Annotated in this window: 18 protein-coding genes; 2 read left to right on the plus strand and 16 right to left on the minus strand. The window is 58.8% G+C overall.

Features of this window, described 5'->3' with window-relative positions; translation table 11 throughout:
* Positions 1-8: 8 nt before the first annotated feature.
* From P9250_RS12305 to P9250_RS12340, 8 genes are all read right to left on the minus strand, one after another.
* A complete protein-coding gene (locus P9250_RS12305; RefSeq protein WP_244828172.1) occupies positions 9-1,010 on the minus strand; it encodes an ABC transporter permease in 1,002 nt (333 codons plus the stop codon).
* Positions 1,007-2,551: a sugar ABC transporter ATP-binding protein gene (locus P9250_RS12310; RefSeq protein ID WP_409014874.1), complete on the minus strand. Its 1,545-nt coding sequence runs from the start codon at positions 2,549-2,551 to the stop codon at positions 1,007-1,009. Before P9250_RS12310 ends, P9250_RS12305 begins: the two co-directional genes overlap by 4 nt.
* Before the next feature lie 74 nt (positions 2,552-2,625).
* A complete protein-coding gene (locus P9250_RS12315; RefSeq protein ID WP_250467035.1) occupies positions 2,626-3,738 on the minus strand; it encodes a sugar ABC transporter substrate-binding protein in 1,113 nt (370 codons plus the stop codon).
* Positions 3,739-3,802: 64 nt separating this feature from the next.
* Positions 3,803-4,474 carry an L-fuculose-phosphate aldolase gene (locus P9250_RS12320; protein ID WP_310393275.1) on the minus strand — a complete coding sequence of 224 codons (672 nt, stop codon included), beginning with the start codon at positions 4,472-4,474 and terminating at the stop codon, positions 3,803-3,805.
* Positions 4,471-5,550 carry an S-methyl-5-thioribose-1-phosphate isomerase gene (gene mtnA / locus P9250_RS12325; RefSeq protein WP_310393277.1) on the minus strand — a complete coding sequence of 360 codons (1,080 nt, stop codon included), beginning with the start codon at positions 5,548-5,550 and terminating at the stop codon, positions 4,471-4,473. The genes P9250_RS12320 and mtnA overlap by 4 nt, the downstream gene beginning before the upstream one ends.
* Positions 5,551-5,566: 16 nt before the next feature.
* Positions 5,567-6,835, minus strand: coding sequence for an S-methyl-5-thioribose kinase (gene mtnK, locus P9250_RS12330; protein WP_310393279.1), 1,269 nt, complete (start codon positions 6,833-6,835; stop codon positions 5,567-5,569).
* Positions 6,836-6,886: 51 nt separating this feature from the next.
* The gene (locus P9250_RS12335; protein ID WP_244829674.1) at positions 6,887-7,582 is read right to left on the minus strand and encodes a GntR family transcriptional regulator; all 696 of its coding nucleotides are present in this window, start codon (positions 7,580-7,582) and stop codon (positions 6,887-6,889) included.
* Positions 7,583-7,794: 212 nt separating this feature from the next.
* Positions 7,795-9,963: a hypothetical protein gene (locus tag P9250_RS12340; protein ID WP_409014875.1), complete on the minus strand. Its 2,169-nt coding sequence runs from the start codon at positions 9,961-9,963 to the stop codon at positions 7,795-7,797.
* A gap of 98 nt (positions 9,964-10,061) precedes the next feature.
* Here P9250_RS12340 and P9250_RS12345 point away from each other — a divergent pair, with 98 nt between their 5' ends.
* The gene (locus tag P9250_RS12345) at positions 10,062-10,616 is read left to right on the plus strand and encodes a nucleoside deaminase (RefSeq protein ID WP_310393281.1); all 555 of its coding nucleotides are present in this window, start codon (positions 10,062-10,064) and stop codon (positions 10,614-10,616) included.
* On the opposite strand, the gene P9250_RS12350 is transcribed toward P9250_RS12345, so the two are convergent.
* The 8 genes from P9250_RS12350 to P9250_RS12385 form a co-directional block, all read right to left on the minus strand.
* Positions 10,604-12,433, minus strand: coding sequence for a serine aminopeptidase domain-containing protein (locus tag P9250_RS12350; RefSeq protein WP_250526711.1), 1,830 nt, complete (start codon positions 12,431-12,433; stop codon positions 10,604-10,606). The genes P9250_RS12345 and P9250_RS12350 overlap by 13 nt on opposite strands.
* Positions 12,434-12,866: 433 nt before the next feature.
* The gene (locus tag P9250_RS12355; protein WP_310393284.1) at positions 12,867-13,628 is read right to left on the minus strand and encodes an IclR family transcriptional regulator; all 762 of its coding nucleotides are present in this window, start codon (positions 13,626-13,628) and stop codon (positions 12,867-12,869) included.
* A gap of 14 nt (positions 13,629-13,642) precedes the next feature.
* Positions 13,643-14,383, minus strand: coding sequence for an amino acid ABC transporter ATP-binding protein (locus P9250_RS12360; protein ID WP_310393285.1), 741 nt, complete (start codon positions 14,381-14,383; stop codon positions 13,643-13,645).
* Entirely contained in the window at positions 14,380-15,030 is a 651-nt protein-coding gene (locus P9250_RS12365; protein WP_250526713.1) for an amino acid ABC transporter permease, read from the minus strand. The genes P9250_RS12360 and P9250_RS12365 overlap by 4 nt, the downstream gene beginning before the upstream one ends.
* Positions 15,031-15,044: 14 nt before the next feature.
* Positions 15,045-15,761 carry an amino acid ABC transporter permease gene (locus tag P9250_RS12370; RefSeq protein WP_244829669.1) on the minus strand — a complete coding sequence of 239 codons (717 nt, stop codon included), beginning with the start codon at positions 15,759-15,761 and terminating at the stop codon, positions 15,045-15,047.
* Between the two features lie 46 nt (positions 15,762-15,807).
* Entirely contained in the window at positions 15,808-16,641 is an 834-nt protein-coding gene (locus P9250_RS12375) for a transporter substrate-binding domain-containing protein (protein ID WP_244829668.1), read from the minus strand.
* 200 nt (positions 16,642-16,841) lie between these two features.
* On the minus strand, positions 16,842-17,840 hold the full coding sequence (locus P9250_RS12380; RefSeq protein WP_250467053.1) for a PDR/VanB family oxidoreductase: 999 nt from the start codon (positions 17,838-17,840) through the stop codon (positions 16,842-16,844).
* Between the two features lie 78 nt (positions 17,841-17,918).
* Positions 17,919-19,460 (minus strand): Rieske 2Fe-2S domain-containing protein, encoded by a 1,542-nt coding sequence (locus P9250_RS12385; RefSeq protein WP_310393290.1) that lies wholly within the window; start codon positions 19,458-19,460, stop codon positions 17,919-17,921.
* Between the two features lie 234 nt (positions 19,461-19,694).
* On the opposite strand from P9250_RS12385, the gene P9250_RS12390 reads away from it, so the two are divergent.
* Entirely contained in the window at positions 19,695-20,381 is a 687-nt protein-coding gene (locus P9250_RS12390; protein WP_310393292.1) for a GntR family transcriptional regulator, read from the plus strand.
* Positions 20,382-20,435: the final 54 nt, after the last annotated feature.

The following is a 20,435-nucleotide window of genomic DNA, read 5'->3' on the forward strand; positions in this document are numbered from 1 at the left end:
GAACACGTCTAACGCTTGCGCCGCTGACTAAGCGCGTCGAGCAAGACAGCCGCGAAAATGACCCCACCTTGAATGAATTGCGTCCAGAAGGGATTCACGCCGAGTAGCGACAAACCCACGTTGATCACGCCGATCAGCACGACGCCGATAAAGGTGCCCACGATCGAGCCACGTCCACCCGCAAGCGATGTCCCGCCAATCACGATAGCGGCGATCACCTGCAATTCGAGTCCGTTGGCCGCGGACGGCAAGGCGGAATTGAGCCGTCCGGCAAGCACGATCCCAGCGATGGCAGCAGTTACGCCGGCCAGCATGTAGGTGAAGAAAACCACGCGGCGCACGGGAATACCGGCAAGACGCGCGGCTTCCTGATTGCCGCCGACTGCAAAGACCTGATGCCCGAACGTGGTCTTGCGCAAGAGCACATGGCCTATGGCGAAGATCACGAGCATGACGATCATCGGCATGGGCAAGCCCGCGACGGTCTTCGCGCCGAAGGCCGTGAAGGCGGTGGGGAAATCGAACTTCGTGCGACCATCGGAAATGGCGAGCGTGAGGCCGCGCGCCATGGCCATCATCGCGAGCGTGACGATGAAGGGCACGAGGCGCAACCACGACACGGCAAGGCCGTTGAGCGCGCCTGCCGCGGCCCCGACCGCAATTGCGACGCATAACCCTCCAACGCCGAGACCGACGGCGCCTGGGCTCGATCCTGCCATGACCGTGGCCGCGACCATGCCGCTCAACGCAACGAGCGATCCGACCGACAGATCGATCCCCGACGTGATGATGACGAACGTGCCGCCTACCGCCGCGATGCCGACGACCGAGACCTGCACCATGATGTTGGTGAGCGTGCTGGTCGTCAGAAACTCGGGCGATGCAATCGACAAGGCGATGCAGATGATGACGAGTGCGGCAAACAATGGCCCGATGCCGCTCCTCAGTTGGCGAATCACGCGGCGCGAGAGCGCCTCCGAGTCCTCGCGGTTGGCTGCCGTGGAGGTCATGCGCCTGCTCCTGTTGTAGCCCATTGAATGACAGTTTCAGAGTCCGCTTTGTCGCGCCGTAGCTCCGTCACGATGCTGCCGCGATACATCACGAGCACGCGATCCGACATGCCGAGCAACTCCGGCAACTCGGAACTCACCATGACGACCGCTGCGCCCGCACGCGCCATCGACACCATGTGTGCGTAGATTTCGGTCTTCGCACCCACGTCGATGCCGCGTGTGGGTTCATCGAGCATGATGACCACGGGTGCTGTTGCCGTTGCGCGGCCAAGAATGACTTTCTGCTGATTGCCGCCGGAAAGCGTGCCGGTGATCTGCAACACCGAAGACGAGCGAACGCCGAAGCGCGTGCTTGCTTCCTGCGCCAGCTTGCGTTTCTTGGCGCGGCTCACGAAGCCGCCGCTCGCAAGCGCTTTAAGGCTCGACAGTGCGATGTTCTCTTCGATGTTGGCATCGAGCACGAGCCCTTCGAGCTTGCGGTCCTCCGAGGTATAAACGAGGCCGTGACGCACGCCTTGAGTGGGCGAATGATTCGTGACCTTCTTGCCCTTCACGAAAATCTCGCCACCGGTTGCGGGCAGCGCGCCAAAGATCGTCTTGAGCAATTCGGTGCGTCCTGCCCCGGCAATGCCCGCTATGCCCAGGATTTCGCCCGAGCGTACCGTAAAGCTCGCATTGCGCAGCAACGGCGCGCTAGCGAGATTGCGCACTTCGAGCACGACATCGCCATAAGGACGCGGCTCCCACGGATAGAACGATTCGAGATTGCGCGCGACCATTGCCTGCACGAGTTCGGCTTCGGTCCATTGCGACATCGGACGCGCGCCGACCGTCGCGCCATCGCGCATTACGACGGCGGAATCGGCGAGTTCGAACACCTCTTCCAGATGATGCGAAATGAAGATGATGCCCATGCCCGAGGCACGCAGCCGCCGCACCACGGCATAAAGATTGGCGATGTCCTGGCTCTGCAGCGCGGCCGTGGGTTCGTCCATGACGAGGATTCGGGCATCGCGCGCCACGGCTTTTGCTACTTCCACGAGCTGCCTCTTGTTGAGCGGCAGATCGCCGAGGCGCATCCACGGCGGCACGTTGTCGAGTCCCACGCGATCCAGCGCTTCGCGCGCAAGCTGGTTGGCCTCGCGTTGCTTGACGAAGCCGTTCTTTGCAGGCATGCGGCCAAGGAATAAATTTTCCGCGACCGTCATGTCGTTGATCAGCGAGAGCTCCTGATAAATCACGGCCACGCCTGCATCGATCGCTGCGTTGGTGCCGCGCGCAAGCGGTATGCCGTCGATCTCGATCGTGCCTTCATCCGGCTCATACGCGCCAGACAAGGTCTTCACGAGCGACGATTTGCCCGCGCCATTCTCGCCGACGATAGCGAGCACATGGCCCGTTCGCAGTTCGAGGCTGACGCCGCGCAGCGCCTTGACGCCAGGAAAGCTCTTGACGATGCCTTGCATGCGCAATAGCGGCGCGGACGCTTTGAGCGGCGCCTGCGCTTGCGCTTCCGTTTCGACTGTCATGTCGTGCATTCCGTTAGCGGGCAACGCGCTAGAGCCCAAACGCTCGAACGCTTGAAGTCTTAAGCGTGTGCCCGCAGCTTGCCTTACTGTTTGACTTCCTCTGACCACAGCCCGTACTTCTTGGTCTCATCCGAATCGATATTCGATTTGTCGATGAGTAAAGTCGGCCAGGCATAATTCGCCGGAACGTCCTTCTTGGCGTTGTAGTCCGCGATGAACTGCAGCGACTTGGCGGCCATCTGAATGGGGTTCTGCGAGATGGTCGCGTCCTGCTTGCCGGAGCGAATGGCGGAAAGCGCCTGCGCCGTGCCATCCGCGCCGATCACGAGAATGTGCGCTTTATCGCCGAGCGGCTTATAGCGGCCCGCATTGTCGATAGCCTTTTCCGCACCCACGGTGTTGTCGTCGTTGGCGCCGAATACCGCGTCGATTTGCGGATATTTCTGCAGGATATTGGTCATCGCGTTAAGCGACTTCTCCTGATCGAATGCGCCTTCCTGACGCGCAACCACCTTGATGTCGGGATACTTCGCCATTTCGTCGCTAAAGCCTTTCTCACGGTCGGTGGCGGCGGTCGTGCCGACAAGGCCGATCAAATCCACCACGTTCCCTTTAGCCGAACCGTAGCGTTTGGTCAGTTGATCGGCAATCCACTTGGCGCCGGTTTGACCGAGCGCGACGTTATCCGACGCAACGAACGAAGTCACCTTGCCGCCATCCGACCCACGATCGAGCGTGAAGACCGGAATGTTCATCGAGTTGGCTTTCTCGACAGCCGGAATGATGGCCTTGGAGTCGATAGGATTCAGCACGAGGGCAGTCACGCCTTGACTCAGCAAGTTGATGGCGTCGTTGACTTGCTGTTGCGCGTCGCCATTGGCATTGGTCTGGACGAGATCGAAGCCTTGCTCCTTGGCGCCCTTCTCCACGCCGGCCTTGAGCCCGACAAAGAACGCATTGTTAAGCGTTGCAATCGAAAAGCCTATTTTCGCCTTGCCGCCCGCGGCAGCGGCCGGCGCCGGCGCGCTTGCGGGAGCGCTCGCGGCTTCGCTCGAACTCGCGCCTGAACTGCTGGCGGTCGAACTGTTGTCGCTCTTGGAACAACCGCTAAGCGCGGCCGCCGCGCATAGAAAAACCGCGCCGGTCGATTTACCGAACGTGCCCCATCCGTCGAATCTTGCTGAATTCCAGGCCATAGCTGTCTCCGTTGTAGGATTTATTCATTACGATGCAAACGACTATTTCCTCAAGGCAAGCGCGCTAAGAATCCTTCTTGTCGCGCTTGCCATAAGTCTTGAACTTCTCCAACACTTCATCCATCTGCTCCTCCGAAAGAAGCGGCGGAGCACCCAACTGACAGGCGAGAAGATATTGCTTGGCAAGCACTTCCACTTCATGCGCGAGCCACACGGCGCGCGCAAGATCGGTGCCGAGCGCGACCACACCATGATGCGCGAGCAGACACGCACGCCGGTTCAGAAGCGCGGCTAAAGCGTGATCGGAAAGAGTTTGCGTGCCAAAGAGCGCATAAGGCGCGCAGCGAATGGAATGTCCGCCGGCGGCCGCGACCATGTAGTGCACAGCGGGAATATCGCGTCCATGAATGGCAAGCGCCGTGGCCGCTATGGAATGCGTATGCACGACCGCGTGCATGTCTTGCCGTGCTCGAAGAATGTCGCGATGAATGCGCCATTCCGAAGACGGGCGAGCCGTGCGCAGCACGCTCGCGTCGTCACCGACATTTAACGGCAGCCACACTATCATGTCTTCGTGCATTTCACGCGCAGGAACGCCGCTGGGCGTGATGAGAAAGCCGTCGTTGAAGCGCGCGCTGACGTTACCCGAGGTTCCCTGATTGATGCCGAGCCGCTCCATTTCGAGCGAGGTCTCGACAATACTCCGGCGCAGCGCGCCTTCATCCACCGCGCTCATGCGGCATTACCTTCGGCTGCGAAGAAACCACGCAACGAACGTTCGAAAGGCGCTTTCACGATACCGCGCTCCGTGATGAAGCCCGTGACGAGTTCATGCGGCGTGACATCGAATGCGGGATTGCGCGCGTTGATGGCTCGCGGCGCAATAGGTTGCCCTGCAAGCGATGTCACCTCTTCTTCACGACGTTCTTCTATCTCGATCTGCGCGCCGGTCGGTGTGCGGAAGTCCAGTGTGGACGAAGGACAAGCCACGTAGAACGGTATGCCGTAGTAATTCGCTGCGATGGCCACGCTCAGTGTGCCGATCTTGTTGGCGAAGTCGCCATTTGCCGCAACCCGGTCCGTGCCGACGATCACGAGGTCCACCAGTCCATGCGACATGATCGACGCGGCCGCGCTATCCACGATCAGCGTTACATCCACGCCCGCCTGCTGCAGTTCGAACACGGTCAGGCGCGCGCCTTGCAAAAGCGGCCGTGTCTCGTCCGCGAACACCTTGAACACAATGCCTTCGCGATGTGCGGCATAAATCGGCGCGGTGGCGGTGCCTAAGCCTGTGGTGGCAAGCGCACCTGCATTGCAATGCGTGAGCACGCCGCTGCCCGGTTCGATAAGCGGCAGACCATGCATGCCGATGCCTTCGCATAGCGCCTGATCTTCCGCATGAATCTGTTTGGCCTCATCCACCAAAGCTTCGTAAAGCGCCTTCGAGTCGCTTGCGTTGCATGCGCGCGCGCATTGCAGCATGCGTCTCAATCCCCAACTCAGATTCACCGCCGTGGGGCGCGCGGTATCGAGCCAGCCCGCGCGCCGTTCAAGCTCGGCACGAAATTGCGTCAAGGGCAAGTCGCGCGCGTCCTGCATGGCGACGCACAATCCGTATGCTGCCGCGACGCCGATGGCGGGCGCACCCCGCACGCGTAATTCATGAATGGCTCGCCAGACGGCGGCTGCATCGGCGACATGCTCCACCACGATTTCATGCGGCAGGCGCGTCTGATCGAGCAGCAGGAGATCGCCATCGCGCCATTCGATCGTCGGGGCAAGCGTGGGGAACAAGGACTGCGCAACCATGGAAGCTCCGAGTGGACTATGCATGTGTGATTGTTTCGCGCTGAACCTCGCGCGCAAGCATGACGACCTGTTCGATACTGCCAAGCGTCGCGCGCTTGACCAGCAGGTCTTCCGCGCAACGCAGACAGCGCACTTCGATACGCGCCCTCGCCTGAGCATCTGGAATGCGCGTGATGTCCGCGACCTTCGCCATGCCGACAATGCGCCGAATCATCTTGCAGCCAGCGAAGCCGAGCGTATCCGCTAGCAGCCGACGCATGAAGTGCGTGCGATAACCTTCGACAGATCGCGCTTCTGCGTGACCGCCTATAAAGCCGCGTCCGCTACGGCTTTCGTGCTCGCGCCACAGCTTTAGAAATTGCGCGCTAAAGCCATTCCAGACCTCGGCCACTTGAACGAGCAACCATTCCTGATAGCCGGAAGGATCTCGATCGTCTATACGGCCATGCCAGTCGCGCGAAAAATACGCGAGCAGCAGGTTTGCGAGCACCGCGCCGATATCGAAGCCCATCGGTCCGTAGAACGAGAATTCCGGATCGATCACGAAGGTTTCGTCTTCGTTGACCATGATCGAGCCGGTGTGCAGATCGCCATGCAGCAAGGTCTCGGCGTGATTCATGAACGCCCATTTCATGTCGCCCGCGGCAATGCGCAACGCTTCGCTGGTCCTCAGTCGTTCAAGCGATGACGCAGGCAATGCGGCGCTGTACACGTTCGACGGATGATCTTCGAAAGGAAACGTAAAGACGAGGTCCTCGGTGATCTTGCACAACTCGGAATTGACCGCCGCGCTCATGGCCGCTTTCTTGATGTCCGGCGCGAGAAACAGATCGGACCCGTGAAAAAGCGTGTGCGCAAGGTACGTCGACAGATGCGCGGCGAGCTTCGGATAGACGACGCCATCCATCAGGCCTTGCCGCAAAATGCGATGCGAGGCGAGCCTTTGCATCACCATCAGAAAGCGCTTGCTGTCAGCGTGATACACCTTCGGCACATGCCGCGGACATAGCGCACCGAAGCGGCGTAACGCCGCTACCTCATGCTCCATGCGCTGACACGACAACGGCCACGTCTTGCCGACTAGTCTTAAAAAAGGCGGCGCCTGCTTGACGACGACGCTGCGTTCCGGCGCCTTCGTGTTCGTCACGAAGTACACATAGTTCAGGTTGCCGTCGCCGACTTCGGCCACTTCCAGATCGTGCGGCTCGCCAAGCAGCGCACGTATCTCGGGAATTGCGCCGAGATACGCGGCAAGCTCGCTTGCGGTAAAAGCCTCGAACTCCATCGGTGTCTCCTCCGATGTTGCTTCTGGTGCGCGTCTAAACGCAAGATTGTCTTAGCGACGCTTGCGCACCAGATCGAATTTGAAAATGCTCGTGTTGTAGTAGTCGTTGCTATAGCAGAGCGGTTCCCCGCTCTGATCGAAATCCACTTCGTCCAGCAGGAGAAACAAACCGAAGCCGTCTCCGAGTTCCGGCAGATCGCGCGGCGTGAGGATGGTCGGCTGTATTGACGTATGCGTATGCGACAGACGCCGGCCCGTGCGCGCGAACATGCCAAAAAGCGATTCGCCGACTTCACCGTCCGCTGCATCGAAGAGCGTCTTCGGAATGGTGTCGATGCAATAGGCGGCTACGGCGTCGTCCGCGCGGCGCACGCGTTCGATACGTACGCACGGCGCCCCAAGCTCGATGCCGAGTCTTTCTGCCAAGCTCTCCGATGCCGCAATGGTATCCATCTGTATGCGACTCGTTGAAGGCACGGCGCCGACGCTCTTGATCATGTCGGTTACGGACATCAGATCATCCAGACCACCCTGCAACTTCAGCGAAATTTGTCTGATGAAGGTGCCGCGACCTTGAACCCGAGACAGCAGACCGTGCGAGATCATCTGAGCAACGGCTTCACGCAAACTCGAACGGCCTACCCCGAGCAATTCGCAGAGTTCCAGTTCCGTGGGAATCTGATCGCCCGGCTTGAGCTTGCGCTCACGGATCATGGTCAGGAGCGACTCTTGAATCTTGTCGCTCATTGAACGCTCTACGCTTAGACGCATGTTGCTCTCTTCGGTAGCATGCAGTCAAATATACATCAGACATCAGATGTTTTTCTTAGGACTTTCCCTTGGATATTTTGTAGGCTCAATAGCTGGTGATAACGATGAACGGCTTTGCGGTTGCAGCAAGGCCATAATCATTTGCTTGCCGCATCTGACTTGTTGGCGCGTTGCACTGCGCCAAGAATTCATGGCTTCCACTGGTACATCAGAATCTTGGCGCGTGCATCGTCTTCCAAAAGAATGTCGTATTCACCATTGGCCCTTAGCGTGGCGCTGATACCTAGTTCCACATCGACATAGCCGCTAGTCCAGCCTACGTTCGCGCCCGGCGACATGCAGCCCACGTGTGCGCCGGTGCGCGCGTCGTACACATAAACCTTCTGCGTGAAGAGGCCCGCAACAAAGAGGTAATTGCCCGCTGTCGCAAGTCCCACGGGCGTGATTACGGGGTTGGCCGTCGTGTCCCAAGGCAGCGCGATGAGATAGGTCATGACGCGCGGCCCGCGAGTCCAGTTGTCGTAACGCGCGAGATATGGGCCGGCCTCTTTCCAGCGCGCGGCATCATAGGGAATGGTTTGCGTGAAGCCCGAGATATACATCGTGTCGGTCTCAGGCACGTAAAGCACTCGGCCAATGCGCGTGAAAGGCGCTGGCATCGTATAAGTCTTCGCCGATGTATAGGTGTAAAGCGGATTGCCCAAGGCATCGAAGCCCTGCAGCGGCATTTCTCGTATGCCGCTCGTCGGGGTACCGAACCATACGTTGCCAAGGGAATCGACCCAGATGAAGCTGTTGCCTATCAGACTCCCCGTCGATGGATTGCCTATGAATTCGCTCGTGTCGAGATGGCCATCGCCATTGATGTCGCGCCACATCCATTCGCCATAGGCCGGTTGATTCGCTGGAAAACCGCCTGAAATATAGGACTCGGCGAACATGACCGATGGTATTGCCGTATAACCGTGCGCGGCGTCGAAGCGATGCACATAGAGCTGATGCGAATATGGATCGAGCGTGAATAGATACGGCCGGTTGCCGTTCAGGCGCCGTACCATCGGCTGGCCACGCACCGCGCGTCCGATGTGAATCGAAGGGTCATCAGGAAAAGTGAAGCGGTCCACGGTATGCGCCGTGTACGTCCATTGCTTGCCGGGCGCCTTGCTCCAGTCCATCGTAAAGACTTTCGAGCCGGTATAGATGGTGTTCGGCGCGCCGGGATCGAAGCTCGCGCCATCGACGAACACGAGACCGTCCAGTTCCCATGTAACAGAACGTGTGACGCCTTTGAAAGCCTGCAGCACCGCGCCCGTTCCCACCGAGGCAGAGTTCAGAGCTCGCGGACCTTCGCCATTTTGTCCAACGTACAGATTGCCGGCCTGATCGAAACCGATACCCGTGACCGAGTTGAAGCGCCCTGCTTCGATCGTGCCAGCGGTCGCATGATTCACGCCCTTGAGCGTGCCGATCGCAGCTAGCGCTGCGTTTTTTCGGAAAGGCAAGATCTGCTGGCCCACGCCGTTATCTGCGATATAAAGATCACCCGATGGAGTGACCGCGATATCCGCGGGTACCGTTCCTATCGGGAGTATCGGCACGCCGCCAAGTAGCGCGCCCGTCGTCGAATAATGTGCAATGGCGGGGTGTCCGTTGAACGTGCCTGTAATGACCCAAAGCGTGCCGTCTATATCGAGTGCCATGCGTCCCGGTGATGTCACGTTGAACGCGCGATTACGCCTCATCGTGTTGGCATCGAACACGACGATCTGATTGCTCGACGCGTCGGAAACAAAAAGCTCGCTATCGTTAGCGGCCAGGCCGCGAATGCCCGCGTCCGTTCCGGCCGGCACAGTCGCCACGATTAGGAAACTGTTCTTGGTAGCATTCGCGCTGTTGCCGGCGCCGCCCGTAAAAGACGCGCCCTTGGCGATGTTGGCGATCGTGCGTCGCGTAATGCCGAACCACGTATAACCGTTGGGCGGATAATCCGCGCCGACGAGGCCACCGCCTTGATTGCCGATGGACATCGCCGCATAGAGGTATGTGCTGTTCGATGCAATGGCGTCGCCGCCCGCCGCGCCCCAACCATGCGTCGCACCCGCCACCGCGATTCGGTCGCCATTGCGATACGCCGCGATCTCGGCGCCGCTTTCATCCCACGGACTATTGGTATAGACGGTTCCTTCCGGTGCAACGCGGATGGCTTGTATGTCCTGCTGCATCCACTTGCCATCGCCGAAGCCAAAAGTGTTGCCGATCCAGGACGTGGTGTAATTGAGCGGCGACGTAGCCGCGCGCGCACCGCTGGCAAGGCTGAACACCATTAGCCATACCGCTAGAAAACATGAAACGTTCATCACCTGCACCCCGGCAAACCGCCGCAAAGCGAAATCGAGTTACGACCCTAATGATATGAAGAAAAGGCCTGTTTTCTTCTTAACGGCGGTCGGTACGAATGCTTGAATCCGGTTTATTGAGGCGTGTTCAATTCAAGAAGTCGAGCAAACAACGGAGAGGTCGAATGATAGATAGCGTGGACAGGAAACATCTCGAACGATGCATCGAACTGGCTAAAGAAGCGCTCGACCAAGGCGATGAACCCTTTGGTTCTCTACTGGTGGCGAGCGACGGTCACGTGCTCTTTGAGGATCGTAACCGCATCAGCACGGGCGACAAGACCTTGCATCCTGAGTTCGCTATTGCAAAGTGGGCTGCGGAAAATATGAGCGAGCCCGCGCGCAAGAATGCCGTGGTCTACACATCGGGCGAGCATTGTCCGATGTGTTCGGCGGCGCATGCATGGGTGGGGCTTGGGCGAATCGTCTATGCGAGTTCGACTGCGCAGTTCACGCGCTGGCGTGAGGAACTCGGTGCTGGGCCCGGCCCTGTCCGCGCGCTGCCCATTGAAGAGGTGATCGACGGAGCAATCGTGGATGGCCCCGTCGACGACCTTGCAGAACGCGTGCGTGCACTACATGTCGCTTATAGGCAGAAGCATCAAACGCGTTGATCGGTCAGTGCGCTGCTATGGTTTCGCTGTTGCGACACGCCTGGAACTTCGGTCTGCACGTTCGTCTGCGTGATGACCGACTCGCACAACGCGATCACTTGCGGAAGACTCGCGGCATTGAACAACGAATGATCGACATCGGCGTAAGTTGCGACACGCACTGAACGAAGCCGCTTGAGTCGGGCGCCCAGCTTGCCGCAATGCGCGGCGAGCAAGTCCAGGCCCGCATCGTAGGCGCCGTAGACCAGCACCGTGTTCACGCCTCTAGCGTCGAGCGCGCGAATGATCGGCATGGGTGTAGTGGCCTGCTCGGGCGGCGTTTTGCTCAGGCTGTCGAGCCTCAATACATCGACGACACGTGAACGCGCACGCGTGAGCATGTAGCCGCCGATAAAGCCCATTACGCGAAGCAGATTCTTATCGCCGCGCAAAATGGCTTTCCACTTCTGCGGATCGAGCATGGAGAACGCATAACCCGCCATGGAGTTGCGTGTGGATTCGCGCAACGCTTCGGGCGTTTTGTCCTCGGGACGCTTGAACGTAGGGATATTCACCGAAATCACGCCGGTAATAACGCTCTCGCTGACCGCTGCCTTCAAAGCGTGATACGCACCTGAACAAATGCCGAACGCATAGATCGTCTTGTAGCCTTGCCGGGACAACCAACGCGCGGCGACGCCAGTGTCTTCGGTTGCGACCACGTTATAGATTCTGCCGAAGGGCGTGTCTGACTGCACATCGCCCGAAGGAAGCGGACTGTCGCCACGGCCGCGTGCATCGAACCGCAATGAAGCAATACCACGTGATGCTAGCTCGCGTGCAATCCGCACGGAAAGCCGGCTATCGCCTACGCGTGAACTCGCCGCCGTATTCGTCATGACAAACACAGGGCCACGCGCTGCACCATGACGCGGCTCGCACAGCACGCCTACGAGTCCTTGTTCGTCCATTCGCACGGGACGCTCGACAGCCTCCGGCGTTTCGATGACGAGATCTGGCCACACGTCATGTGCCGCAGCCGATGTATTAACGGGGCCTGCTTCGAGCGCGCCGTTTGCAATCCACTCAGTGGCCGTTGCCAAAGCAGCCTTGGGCAATACCGTGAATGCCGACTCTTGAATGAAGCCAAGCAAATCTTCAAAGGGTTGTGTCTGCGTATCGACGCCAAGCCCACTGAGCGCATCCAGCAGCGGGTCTTTCGAGCTCGTTCGTGCGTGCATCAGCAATACGCGATTGGCGGGCGCATCAGCCGCACTTTTCACTTGCGACGCGAGATCGATCTTTTCCAGTCGGGCTCTAAAGGCATCGTCATAAACCTGACCCAGCACGTTGAGCGGACCAGTCTTGGGTTGCGCTTCGCGAAGGGGCGGTGCGAGCTGGTCGAGCCAGGTCTTGCGCACCGCGCCGAGTTCGCGAATATAGGTGCGTCCGCTCACGACTGGCGCAAGCAAGGCGAGATCGTCGACGGGACGCTTGAGCGCCGCAGCCAAAGCGAACGCGGCACCGACCCGAAAGCCCGCTAGCGTGACGTGTTCGATACCCGTCTGTTCCTTGAGGAAATCGACGGCTGAACCGATGTCATCCACCGCCGAATCGAACAGATCTTGTCCTGCTTCTAGATCGGCTGAATCCCCCGTGCCGAGATAGTCGAAGCGCAAGACCCACAAGCCGCGGGCCGCAAGAGCGTCTGCCAGGTGACGCAGGCCGCTATAAGTCCATACATATTCGTGGCCATAGGTGTTGCAGAGAACGACGCCGCGCGTGCCGGCGCCTGCGTGCAGCCATCCGAATCTTTTGCCGAAAACCACCGGTCTCATTTGTATTTTCCTCGTCTTTGGCGGTGTTCAGACGTAAGCAAGGAGTGCCTTCGAAACCGCCAGCCTGCATGCGTCATTATTATGCTTGGACAACTGCAGGCACAAAGGGAACGGGCAGCAAGTGCTATTCCCATCGACACGGGACTCCAGCTAGTCCTAGTCGGGCGTTGCGCAAAGCTTCTCTCCGGGCTTTGCGCCGCCATGCAGCGAGGGTTACTTGTCATCAATTATATTAAGCCCGCTTAGCACTTGCGATGTGCCGACGCGAATTTTGTTCAAACGGACTATCTATTGGCGATCATTGCATGGGGTGCATGATTTCTTGTCTGGCAAATGCGCTTAACTGCAAACAATCCGCGCGGCATCGCACAGAGCTTTTTAGGGTTTGCTTATATTTTTTTTTTTTGCCTTTGGCTTTTCGCAAAGCGGCGAGTCATCCCCGCCTATGAGGTTGCGATAAGGCGCGTGCCGAGCGAATGAGGTCGTCGAGCATGAGATCGCGTTTCTCTGGATCGGTGTCGCGACTCGTCATGAAGCAGAGCGCCGCGACGGCCAAACCGGAACGATCGCGAACGGGCGCGGCCATGCAATAGCGAAACGTATGCGACAAGCCTGTCGTGCAGCAGAAGCCCTGCTCCCTCGCGCGTTCCACATCGGTGAGGAAGTCTGTGAAATCGACTCGCTTGCCGTTGTCCAGAACGAAGTCTTCATCAGGAATGAGCGCGCGAATTGCGTCGCCGCTCAAATGACCCAGCAGCAGCCTGCCCGATGCCGTCCAGGGAATGGGGACCTTGACGCCAATATCCGAACTGATATTGAAAGGTCGAGAACTGTTTTCTGAAAGCACGACCGTGTATTTGTCGCCTTCGAGCATGCACAGTTGCGCGGTCTCGTCGTGGCTGCGCACGAGCGCGAGAATGGACTGATGCGCGCGGCTGATCAGATCGTTGTGCACCGCGTAATCGGAGCCGTAGTAATGCATCTCCCGGCCAAAGAAGATGCTGCCGTCGGGGCCCGCTTCCAGTAGACCCGCCTCGCTTAAAATTGCGACCAGTTCGTAGATGCTTGAACGCGGCGCGCCAGTCGCTTCGATCAATTCGCGCATCGCGAGCGGCCTGCGAGCTAGATGCAATTGCTTCATGATCGCCACGACCCGATCCACCCCGCGCGCACGCGACGTTTCCACAGTCGACATTGGCTGGGCTCCGCTCAATGATCCAGCACGCGATGCAGAAACTGCCGCGTGCGTTCGTTTTGCGGATTCACGAAGATTTGCTCGGGTGCGCCCTGCTCTGTAATCACGCCCTTGTCCATGAACACCACGCGATCCGCCGTCTTGCGCGCAAAACCCATTTCGTGCGTGACCACGACCATCGTCATGCCATCGCGCGCCAGTCCGCGCATGACTTCGGTCACTTCGCCGACGAGTTCCGGATCGAGCGCGGAAGTCGCCTCGTCGAAGAACATGATGCCTGGCTCAACGGCGAGTGCGCGTGCAATGGCCACGCGTTGTTGCTGGCCGCCCGACAATTGACTCGGATAATGCGTCGCACGATCGGCGAGGCCGACACGGTCGAGCGCATCCATGGCGCGCTTCTTGGCATCAGCGGGACTCATTTTGCGCGCCTTGATGAGTGCAAGCGTGACATTGCCGAGCGCGGTCTTGTGCGGGAACAGATTGAACTGCTGAAACACCATGCCCACATGTCCACGAATTTCTTTAGCGCGACGTGCATCGTGCAGCGGCACCTGGTTGACCCACACTTCGCCCGCATCCGCGGTTTCAAGGCCGCTCATGATACGCAACACGGTGCTCTTGCCCGAGCCCGATGCGCCGATCAAGACAAGCACTTCGCCAAGCCTCACATCGAGATTGATTTCCCGCAGCACTTGCGTGGCACCGAACGACTTGCCCACGCCCGCGAGGTTGATGATCGACGCTTCACTCATGACAGCACGCTCCTTCTACGGTCGTGACGGCGCACCCACTGCGACAGCGGAAAGCACACGATGAAATACAGTATGGCGACGAGGCCATAAATCTCGACTGGCTTGCCCACGCGATCGACGATCGCCTGGCCGCCGTGCATCAACTCCGACATGCCGATCATGCTAACGATCGACGTGTCCTTGATAAGCGAGAGATATTGCCCGACCAGCGGCGGCAAAACGATCCGGCCGGTCTGCGGCAAGACTACGGAGAAGAACGCTTGCGTTTTGGATAGACCGAGAATCTGCGAGACTTCCCACTGTCCTTTAGGGACCGCCTCGATGCCTGAGCGAAATACTTCGGCGATATACGCGCCTTGATAAACGCTCAAGCCGACGACTCCGGCGGCAAAGACATCAATGGCATAGCCGAAGTAGGACACGCCGAAATAGATGAACATCAGTGTGATGAGCACTGGCGTGCCGCGGAAGAGTTCGGTGTAGAGCCTTGCAATCTTGTCGGTGCCCCAAGGCCCGAAAGAACGAAGCACGGCGGCCAGAAGACCGATTACCGTACCGCCCACGATCGACGCGGCCGACAAGGCCAGCGTCATCAAGAGCCCTTGCAAAAGGATCGACAGGCTCGTCGTCAATAAATCGCTCGACATGTCTCGCTCTCCGATTAAGTGCGCGCGGCAGGACGGCGCAGCATGAACGATCGGCGCGAAGGCTTCCTGATGACGAGCGGCGGATGAAAGAGCCTCAAGCCAATCTGCCCTGCAGCCCAGGAAAGCAGGTTGCTGAGCACGAGATAGGCAAGAAGCGTGACCGTGAAAGTCTGTACGTAAAGCAGCGTGCGCGAATTGATGACGGTCGCTGTACCGCTCAACTCGGGCAGTGCAATCGCGGAAAGCAGCGACGTGCCGAGCAAAAGCTGGATCAGGTTGTTGACGATAGCCGGATAAACAGCGCGCGCCGCTTGCGGCAAGACCACTTGCGTGAAGATCTGCGAGCGCTCTAGTCCGAGAATCGATGCCGCTTCGAGCTGACCCTTGGGCACCGACTGGATGCCCGCCCGAAACACTTCCGCCAGATAAGCGCCTACGTTCACCCCTAGTGCGATCACACCTGCTGTATAAGCATCGAGCGTAATGCCAAGGGACGGCAAGCCGAAGAACACGATGAATATCTGCAGCAGGACCGGCGTGTTGCGGATGACTTCGATATAAACGCTTGCGATTCCGCGCAGCACGCGGCTCTTGGACCCGCTTGCAAGCGCCGTCAAAAGACCGAGCGCCATCGCAAGAATGAACGCCAGCAGCGTGATTTGCAGCGTGAGCCATGCGGCATGCAGGAAGTCGCTGAAATAGCCAGCAAGCGTCAACCATTCATAGCCCATGATTTTTCCTCACGTTGGACGTCACGCAACCGGCGTCACGGTTAAATTAATATTGCGGGTTGAGCGGGAAACGCGGCTCTTGCCCAAACCATTTTTTATAGAGCTGCGCGTTCTGCTTGGACGCGTTGATCTGGAACAGGAACAGGTTCAGATAGTTGAGCCAGACCTGATCGCCGGCCTTGACGCCGAACGCGTTGTATTCAAGCGGCACGAGGGCTTCGTCAGTGACGGTAAGTTCCTGATCGAGCGATGCCTGGTATGCGAGAAAGTTGTTGTCTTCGATCATCGCGTCAGCCTGGCCTTGCTTGACGGCGAGAATGGCGGCTTGCGAGCTGTCGAATTCCTGAATCTTCACCTGCATGTTGAGTGAGCGCACTTCGTCGCCGTTGGTCGAGCCTTTGACGGTGGCAATCGTGCGGTTGCTCATGTCCTTGATGGATTTGATCCCGCTCGATTTCTTGACCAGCAGCGCTTCACTCGCCACCACGTACGGATTGGTAAAGGCAATTTCCTTGGCCCGTTCGAGATTGCGAGTGAAATTGCAGAACACGACATCCACCTTACTCGTCTGCAGATTTGGAATGCGGTTGGCGCTGGTGGTGTTGACCACTTCGAGCTTTACGCCCATTTGCTTAGCGAGTTCCTTAGCGAGATCGACGTCGTAGCCGTCCGGCTGGCCGTCCTTGTTATAGAAACCGAAGGGCGCAAAGCTCAAGCAATCGCCTACGCGCAAGGTGCCGCGTTGCAAAACGGTCTTAAGCGTTGAGCTTGCCGCCCCATCCTGCGCTGGTGCTTCGACTTTCGAACAGGCCGCCAACGCGACAAGGCCGGCAATTGCAACCCAACGAGCAAAGCGCGCGCTTTCTCTAACAAGTTTCATGTGTGCATCTCGCAAGAGGAAAATCCGTTTGAGGCTTGTCCGATATATCGGACACGTATCCGACGCGGCAGATGGGAGGCAAGTCTTCCACTAAAAAAAACTTGAGGCAAGCGGGTTTACGCGTGGATGGATTAGACGCTCGCAAAGAAAAAGGGCAGACAAATTTCTTTGTCTGCCCTTCGTGGTGGTTCAAGCGCTTGCTAAAGATCCAGCACCAGCACCCTGCTCGTCGCACGCGATACACACGCCGTGAGAAATTCGGTCTTTTCGTCGTCGCCGAGAATGCAGTCGTTGTGTTCGACTTCGCCTTCGAGATAGCGCACTTTGCAGGTGCCGCATAGACCTGCGCAACAAGAGGTTTCAATCGGTACGCCTGCCAGTGCCAACGCGTCTGCAATGCTTTCTTCCTTAGATACCTCGATCTCTTGTCCCGTACTCGCAATGCGCACGGTGAAACTGTCAAGTGCATCGTTGGCGGCTTCATCGTCGAGATTGCGCTCCGGCGCCTTGAAATGCTCGAAGTGCACCGTGCCGGTGGGCCAGTGTCCGGCGGCATCGGCGCATGCCTTCATGAAGCCGCCTGGGCCGCAGTAATACACATGCTCGCCTTCGCGCGGCGCGTCGAGCAACCGGCGCAGATCGAGGCCCGTGGCCGGGTCGCCGCCATCGAAATGCAGGTGCAGCTTTCCGCTTGCGCGCATCGATTCGAACTCGTCGGCAAACGCGGCGCAGCTTGCGTCCCTGGTGCAGTAATGCATCTCGTAGTCGATGCCGGCGTCGTCCAGTTCATGCGCCATCGCCTTGAGCGGCGTGACGCCGATACCGCCTGCGATCAGTAACACGCGACGCGCGCCATCGACGAGACTAAAGTTATTGCGCGGAAGACTCACCTTCACGATGTCCTGTACGCGCAGTTGCTCGTGCAGTGCTTTCGAGCCACCGCGTCCGCGCTCATCGCGCAGAACGGCAATCACATAGCGATGCCGTTCGCGCGGCGCATTGCAGATGGAATACTGACGGATCACGCCGCCTGCAAGATGGATGTCCAGATGCGCGCCAGCCGTGAACGGCGGCAATGCATGTCCCTCAGGGTCGACGAACTCATAGGAGTTGATGCCGCGTCCTTCGAAGCGGACTTGTCGCACCATCAATTGCAGCGTCTGTGCCTGGCGGTCGGTTGATATGGGTTGTGTCGACATGGTTGCGTCTCCTCGATCGATGAGCGGCGGGCTTGCGAAAGCGCTCGGCATTGGTCAAAGCGCCTTCGCCATATGCCGCTATTGCTTCATCGATTGCTCGAGTTCCTCGAAGCTTTGCCGCACGAAGTTAGCGCGCTCATCACCCTTCATCGTCTCGCTCTGCGCGAGAATGGCGACGATCTTCTTGGTGACGGCGCGACGACGCGTGACTTCTTCTTCAACGGTCTTGCCCTCGGGAATTTCGAACACGTTGCCCGAGCAGAAGCTGTTGGGCGAGCCGGCGTTCTCGCGAAACCAATCGGCGAAATTCTGCGCAGATGCCGCCGGGTTCGAACCGCGCACCGCATCGCGCAACATCTTGCGGAAGAGGAAGAGGCCCGCATCGAACTTCGTCGGATTCTCGAGCGCGTGCACGGCAATGGGCCGCTGCGAAATGATCGCTTCGTAATCGCCCGGTGCGTATTGCGCTTCCTTATAAGTCTCGCGCTCGCGATGGTTCGGCGGAATCGGTACGATATCTTCGATCTTGTACTTGCCAAAGCGCTCTGGACGACGCATGGCGACTTGCCCTTCGAGAAAGTCGATCGACTCGTAGCCGACCATTTCCTTCTTGCCCACACCGCGTGTGTCGATGCCCGGACCCATCACGCGCCAGCCGATCATCTTGCTGTTTTGATCGTCGACAGGCACGGTCCAGCGCACGATATGAAAGCGGCTAAAGAGCTTCTTCTTCGAACCGTCCTCCGACGTATATGCGTGCAGACTCAAGTTCGGCAGCACCTGATGCTGCACACGCACGAAGAGCCGATCCTTGTTCACGCGGCGCGCGCCCGCACAAGCGAGGCTTCGGCCTTGCTGCACCGGTTGAAAATGCATATCGGGAGCGACTTCCATCGAGGCCGCGCCGACTTCATCGAACGTCGTGCCCTGGAAGTTGCCATTGACGACGTTCTTGGCCGCATGCAGCGCGGTCGGGTGATAGTTGTCGGCGGCGTTGTCCTGCACTTGCAGCCAGTTGCAATGCTGGAAGTTGCTGTAGGGGACGAGTTCATCGCCGGGCAGCACCGTGTAGTCGCCTTCCCATTCAGGGAACGGCGGCACGTTCTCGGGTGGCCCCATATAAGCGAACACCAGGCCGTTACGTTCGACGGCTTTATAAGCGCCTTGACGAATCGAACAGGCATACTTCTCGGCCTCTTTTTCTTCGCCCTTAGGGAACGGTACGTGAAGACACGCGCCATCCACATCGAACACCATGCCGTGATAGCAGCACATGATGCCGTGTTCTTGAATGGCACCGTACTCGAGCGATGCGCCGCGATGCACGCAATGCGCGTGCAGCACACCAATCCTTCCGCTGCCGTCACGGAACGCCACGAGTTCTTCGTTGAGTATTTTCAGGTAACGCGGAGTATCGGTCAGTTCGATCGACATGCAGATGGGATGCCAAAACGCGCGCATGTACTCGCCCATCGGCGTGCCGGGACCGGTCTCGGTCAACTCCGGATCGTGGCCCGGCACCTTGCTCGTGTAGTACCCGCCGAAGGGAATCAGCTTCTTGACGGCGGGCGCGCCGCCACTGCTCTTCTGCCCTTCCAGCTTGTCTGATTTGATCGTCATGGAGAGTCTCGTCCTGATGTGGGGATGGATATGGTCCGCTGCTTTTGATGGTTGAAGTCCGAACTCCGATTACCGAACTCCGTACTCTGTATACAAAGATTAGCGACGGACCGCTGCGTTGTCTCTATGGGTAAACGCGAATGTGGACTAGCATGCGTGGCTTCGTTCGTTGACCGCCGCACTGGCGGGCTGTAACCTTGTCGTATTCTGTATCCAGAGATTGAGCTCGACATCATGCCCGCCAAACTTCTCAAGCTTCAGGCCCGCACGGACTACGTGGACGAGGTCTACAAGGTCTTGCTCGATGCCATCAGTTCCGGCTCGCTCGCGCCTGGTACGCGCATCACGCAGGAAGAGATCGCCGAGCAACTCGCCGTATCGCGTTCACCCGTGCTGCAGGCGCTGCGGCTCCTAAAAAAAGATGGGCTCGTGCAGGACGCGCCCGGTCGCGGTCTGCTCGTCACCCCGCTCGATCCCGCGTGGATCAGCCATCTCTACGAGATTCGCGGTGCACTGGATTCGCTTGCCGCACGCCTCGCGGCGGAACGTGGAGCGAAGCTCGACAAGTCGCTGATCGCGAACGGCCGGCGCGCGTCGAAAAGCGACGATGTCAAGGCGATGATCGATGCGGACATGGTGTTTCATGGCGCCATCTACGAAGCCTCGGGCAATCCGCTGATCGCCGATACCGCGCAGATGCATTGGGTACATCTGCGTCGCGTGATGGGCGCGGTCTTGCAGGCATCGGGACAGCGCAAGTCGATCTGGGATGAGCACGCCGCCATTGCAGCGGCAATCGCGGAAGGCGACGCGCAACGCGCATCCGAACTCACGGATCTCCATACCGCGAACGCGCGCAAGAATCTGGTCGAGCGTCTGGGTCTTGTACTGAATGAACAGAGGCAGGCGGAAGCAACGTGAACATGAATCGGCATCGCGCGAGAAAGCCCTGCATTTGCAGGGCTTTTCGTGTTG

Source organism: Caballeronia sp. LP006, assembly GCF_031450995.1.
Lineage (GTDB): Bacteria > Pseudomonadota > Gammaproteobacteria > Burkholderiales > Burkholderiaceae > Caballeronia.

Bases quoted from the DNA above. Each gene is read 5' to 3' on its own strand.
- mtnA (WP_310393277.1), bottom strand. From the start codon at position 5,550: ATGGTTGCGCAGTCCTTGTTCCCCACGCTTGCCCCGACGATCGAATGG.
- P9250_RS12340 (WP_409014875.1), bottom strand. From the start codon at position 9,963: ATGAACGTTTCATGTTTTCTAGCGGTATGGCTAATGGTGTTCAGCCTT.
- P9250_RS12305 (WP_244828172.1), bottom strand. From the start codon at position 1,010: ATGACCTCCACGGCAGCCAACCGCGAGGACTCGGAGGCGCTCTCGCGC.
- P9250_RS12385 (WP_310393290.1), bottom strand. From the start codon at position 19,460: ATGACGATCAAATCAGACAAGCTGGAAGGGCAGAAGAGCAGTGGCGGC.
- P9250_RS12350 (WP_250526711.1), bottom strand. From the start codon at position 12,433: ATGAGACCGGTGGTTTTCGGCAAAAGATTCGGATGGCTGCACGCAGGC.
- P9250_RS12310 (WP_409014874.1), bottom strand. From the start codon at position 2,551: ATGCACGACATGACAGTCGAAACGGAAGCGCAAGCGCAGGCGCCGCTC.
- P9250_RS12335 (WP_244829674.1), bottom strand. From the start codon at position 7,582: ATGAGCGACAAGATTCAAGAGTCGCTCCTGACCATGATCCGTGAGCGC.
- P9250_RS12320 (WP_310393275.1), bottom strand. From the start codon at position 4,474: ATGAGCGCGGTGGATGAAGGCGCGCTGCGCCGGAGTATTGTCGAGACC.
- P9250_RS12380 (WP_250467053.1), bottom strand. From the start codon at position 17,840: ATGTCGACACAACCCATATCAACCGACCGCCAGGCACAGACGCTGCAA.
- P9250_RS12390 (WP_310393292.1), top strand. From the start codon at position 19,695: ATGCCCGCCAAACTTCTCAAGCTTCAGGCCCGCACGGACTACGTGGAC.
- P9250_RS12365 (WP_250526713.1), bottom strand. From the start codon at position 15,030: ATGTCGAGCGATTTATTGACGACGAGCCTGTCGATCCTTTTGCAAGGG.
- P9250_RS12355 (WP_310393284.1), bottom strand. From the start codon at position 13,628: ATGTCGACTGTGGAAACGTCGCGTGCGCGCGGGGTGGATCGGGTCGTG.
- mtnK (WP_310393279.1), bottom strand. From the start codon at position 6,835: ATGGAGTTCGAGGCTTTTACCGCAAGCGAGCTTGCCGCGTATCTCGGC.
- P9250_RS12375 (WP_244829668.1), bottom strand. From the start codon at position 16,641: ATGAAACTTGTTAGAGAAAGCGCGCGCTTTGCTCGTTGGGTTGCAATT.
- P9250_RS12360 (WP_310393285.1), bottom strand. From the start codon at position 14,383: ATGAGTGAAGCGTCGATCATCAACCTCGCGGGCGTGGGCAAGTCGTTC.
- P9250_RS12315 (WP_250467035.1), bottom strand. From the start codon at position 3,738: ATGGCCTGGAATTCAGCAAGATTCGACGGATGGGGCACGTTCGGTAAA.
- P9250_RS12345 (WP_310393281.1), top strand. From the start codon at position 10,062: ATGCTTGAATCCGGTTTATTGAGGCGTGTTCAATTCAAGAAGTCGAGC.
- P9250_RS12370 (WP_244829669.1), bottom strand. From the start codon at position 15,761: ATGGGCTATGAATGGTTGACGCTTGCTGGCTATTTCAGCGACTTCCTG.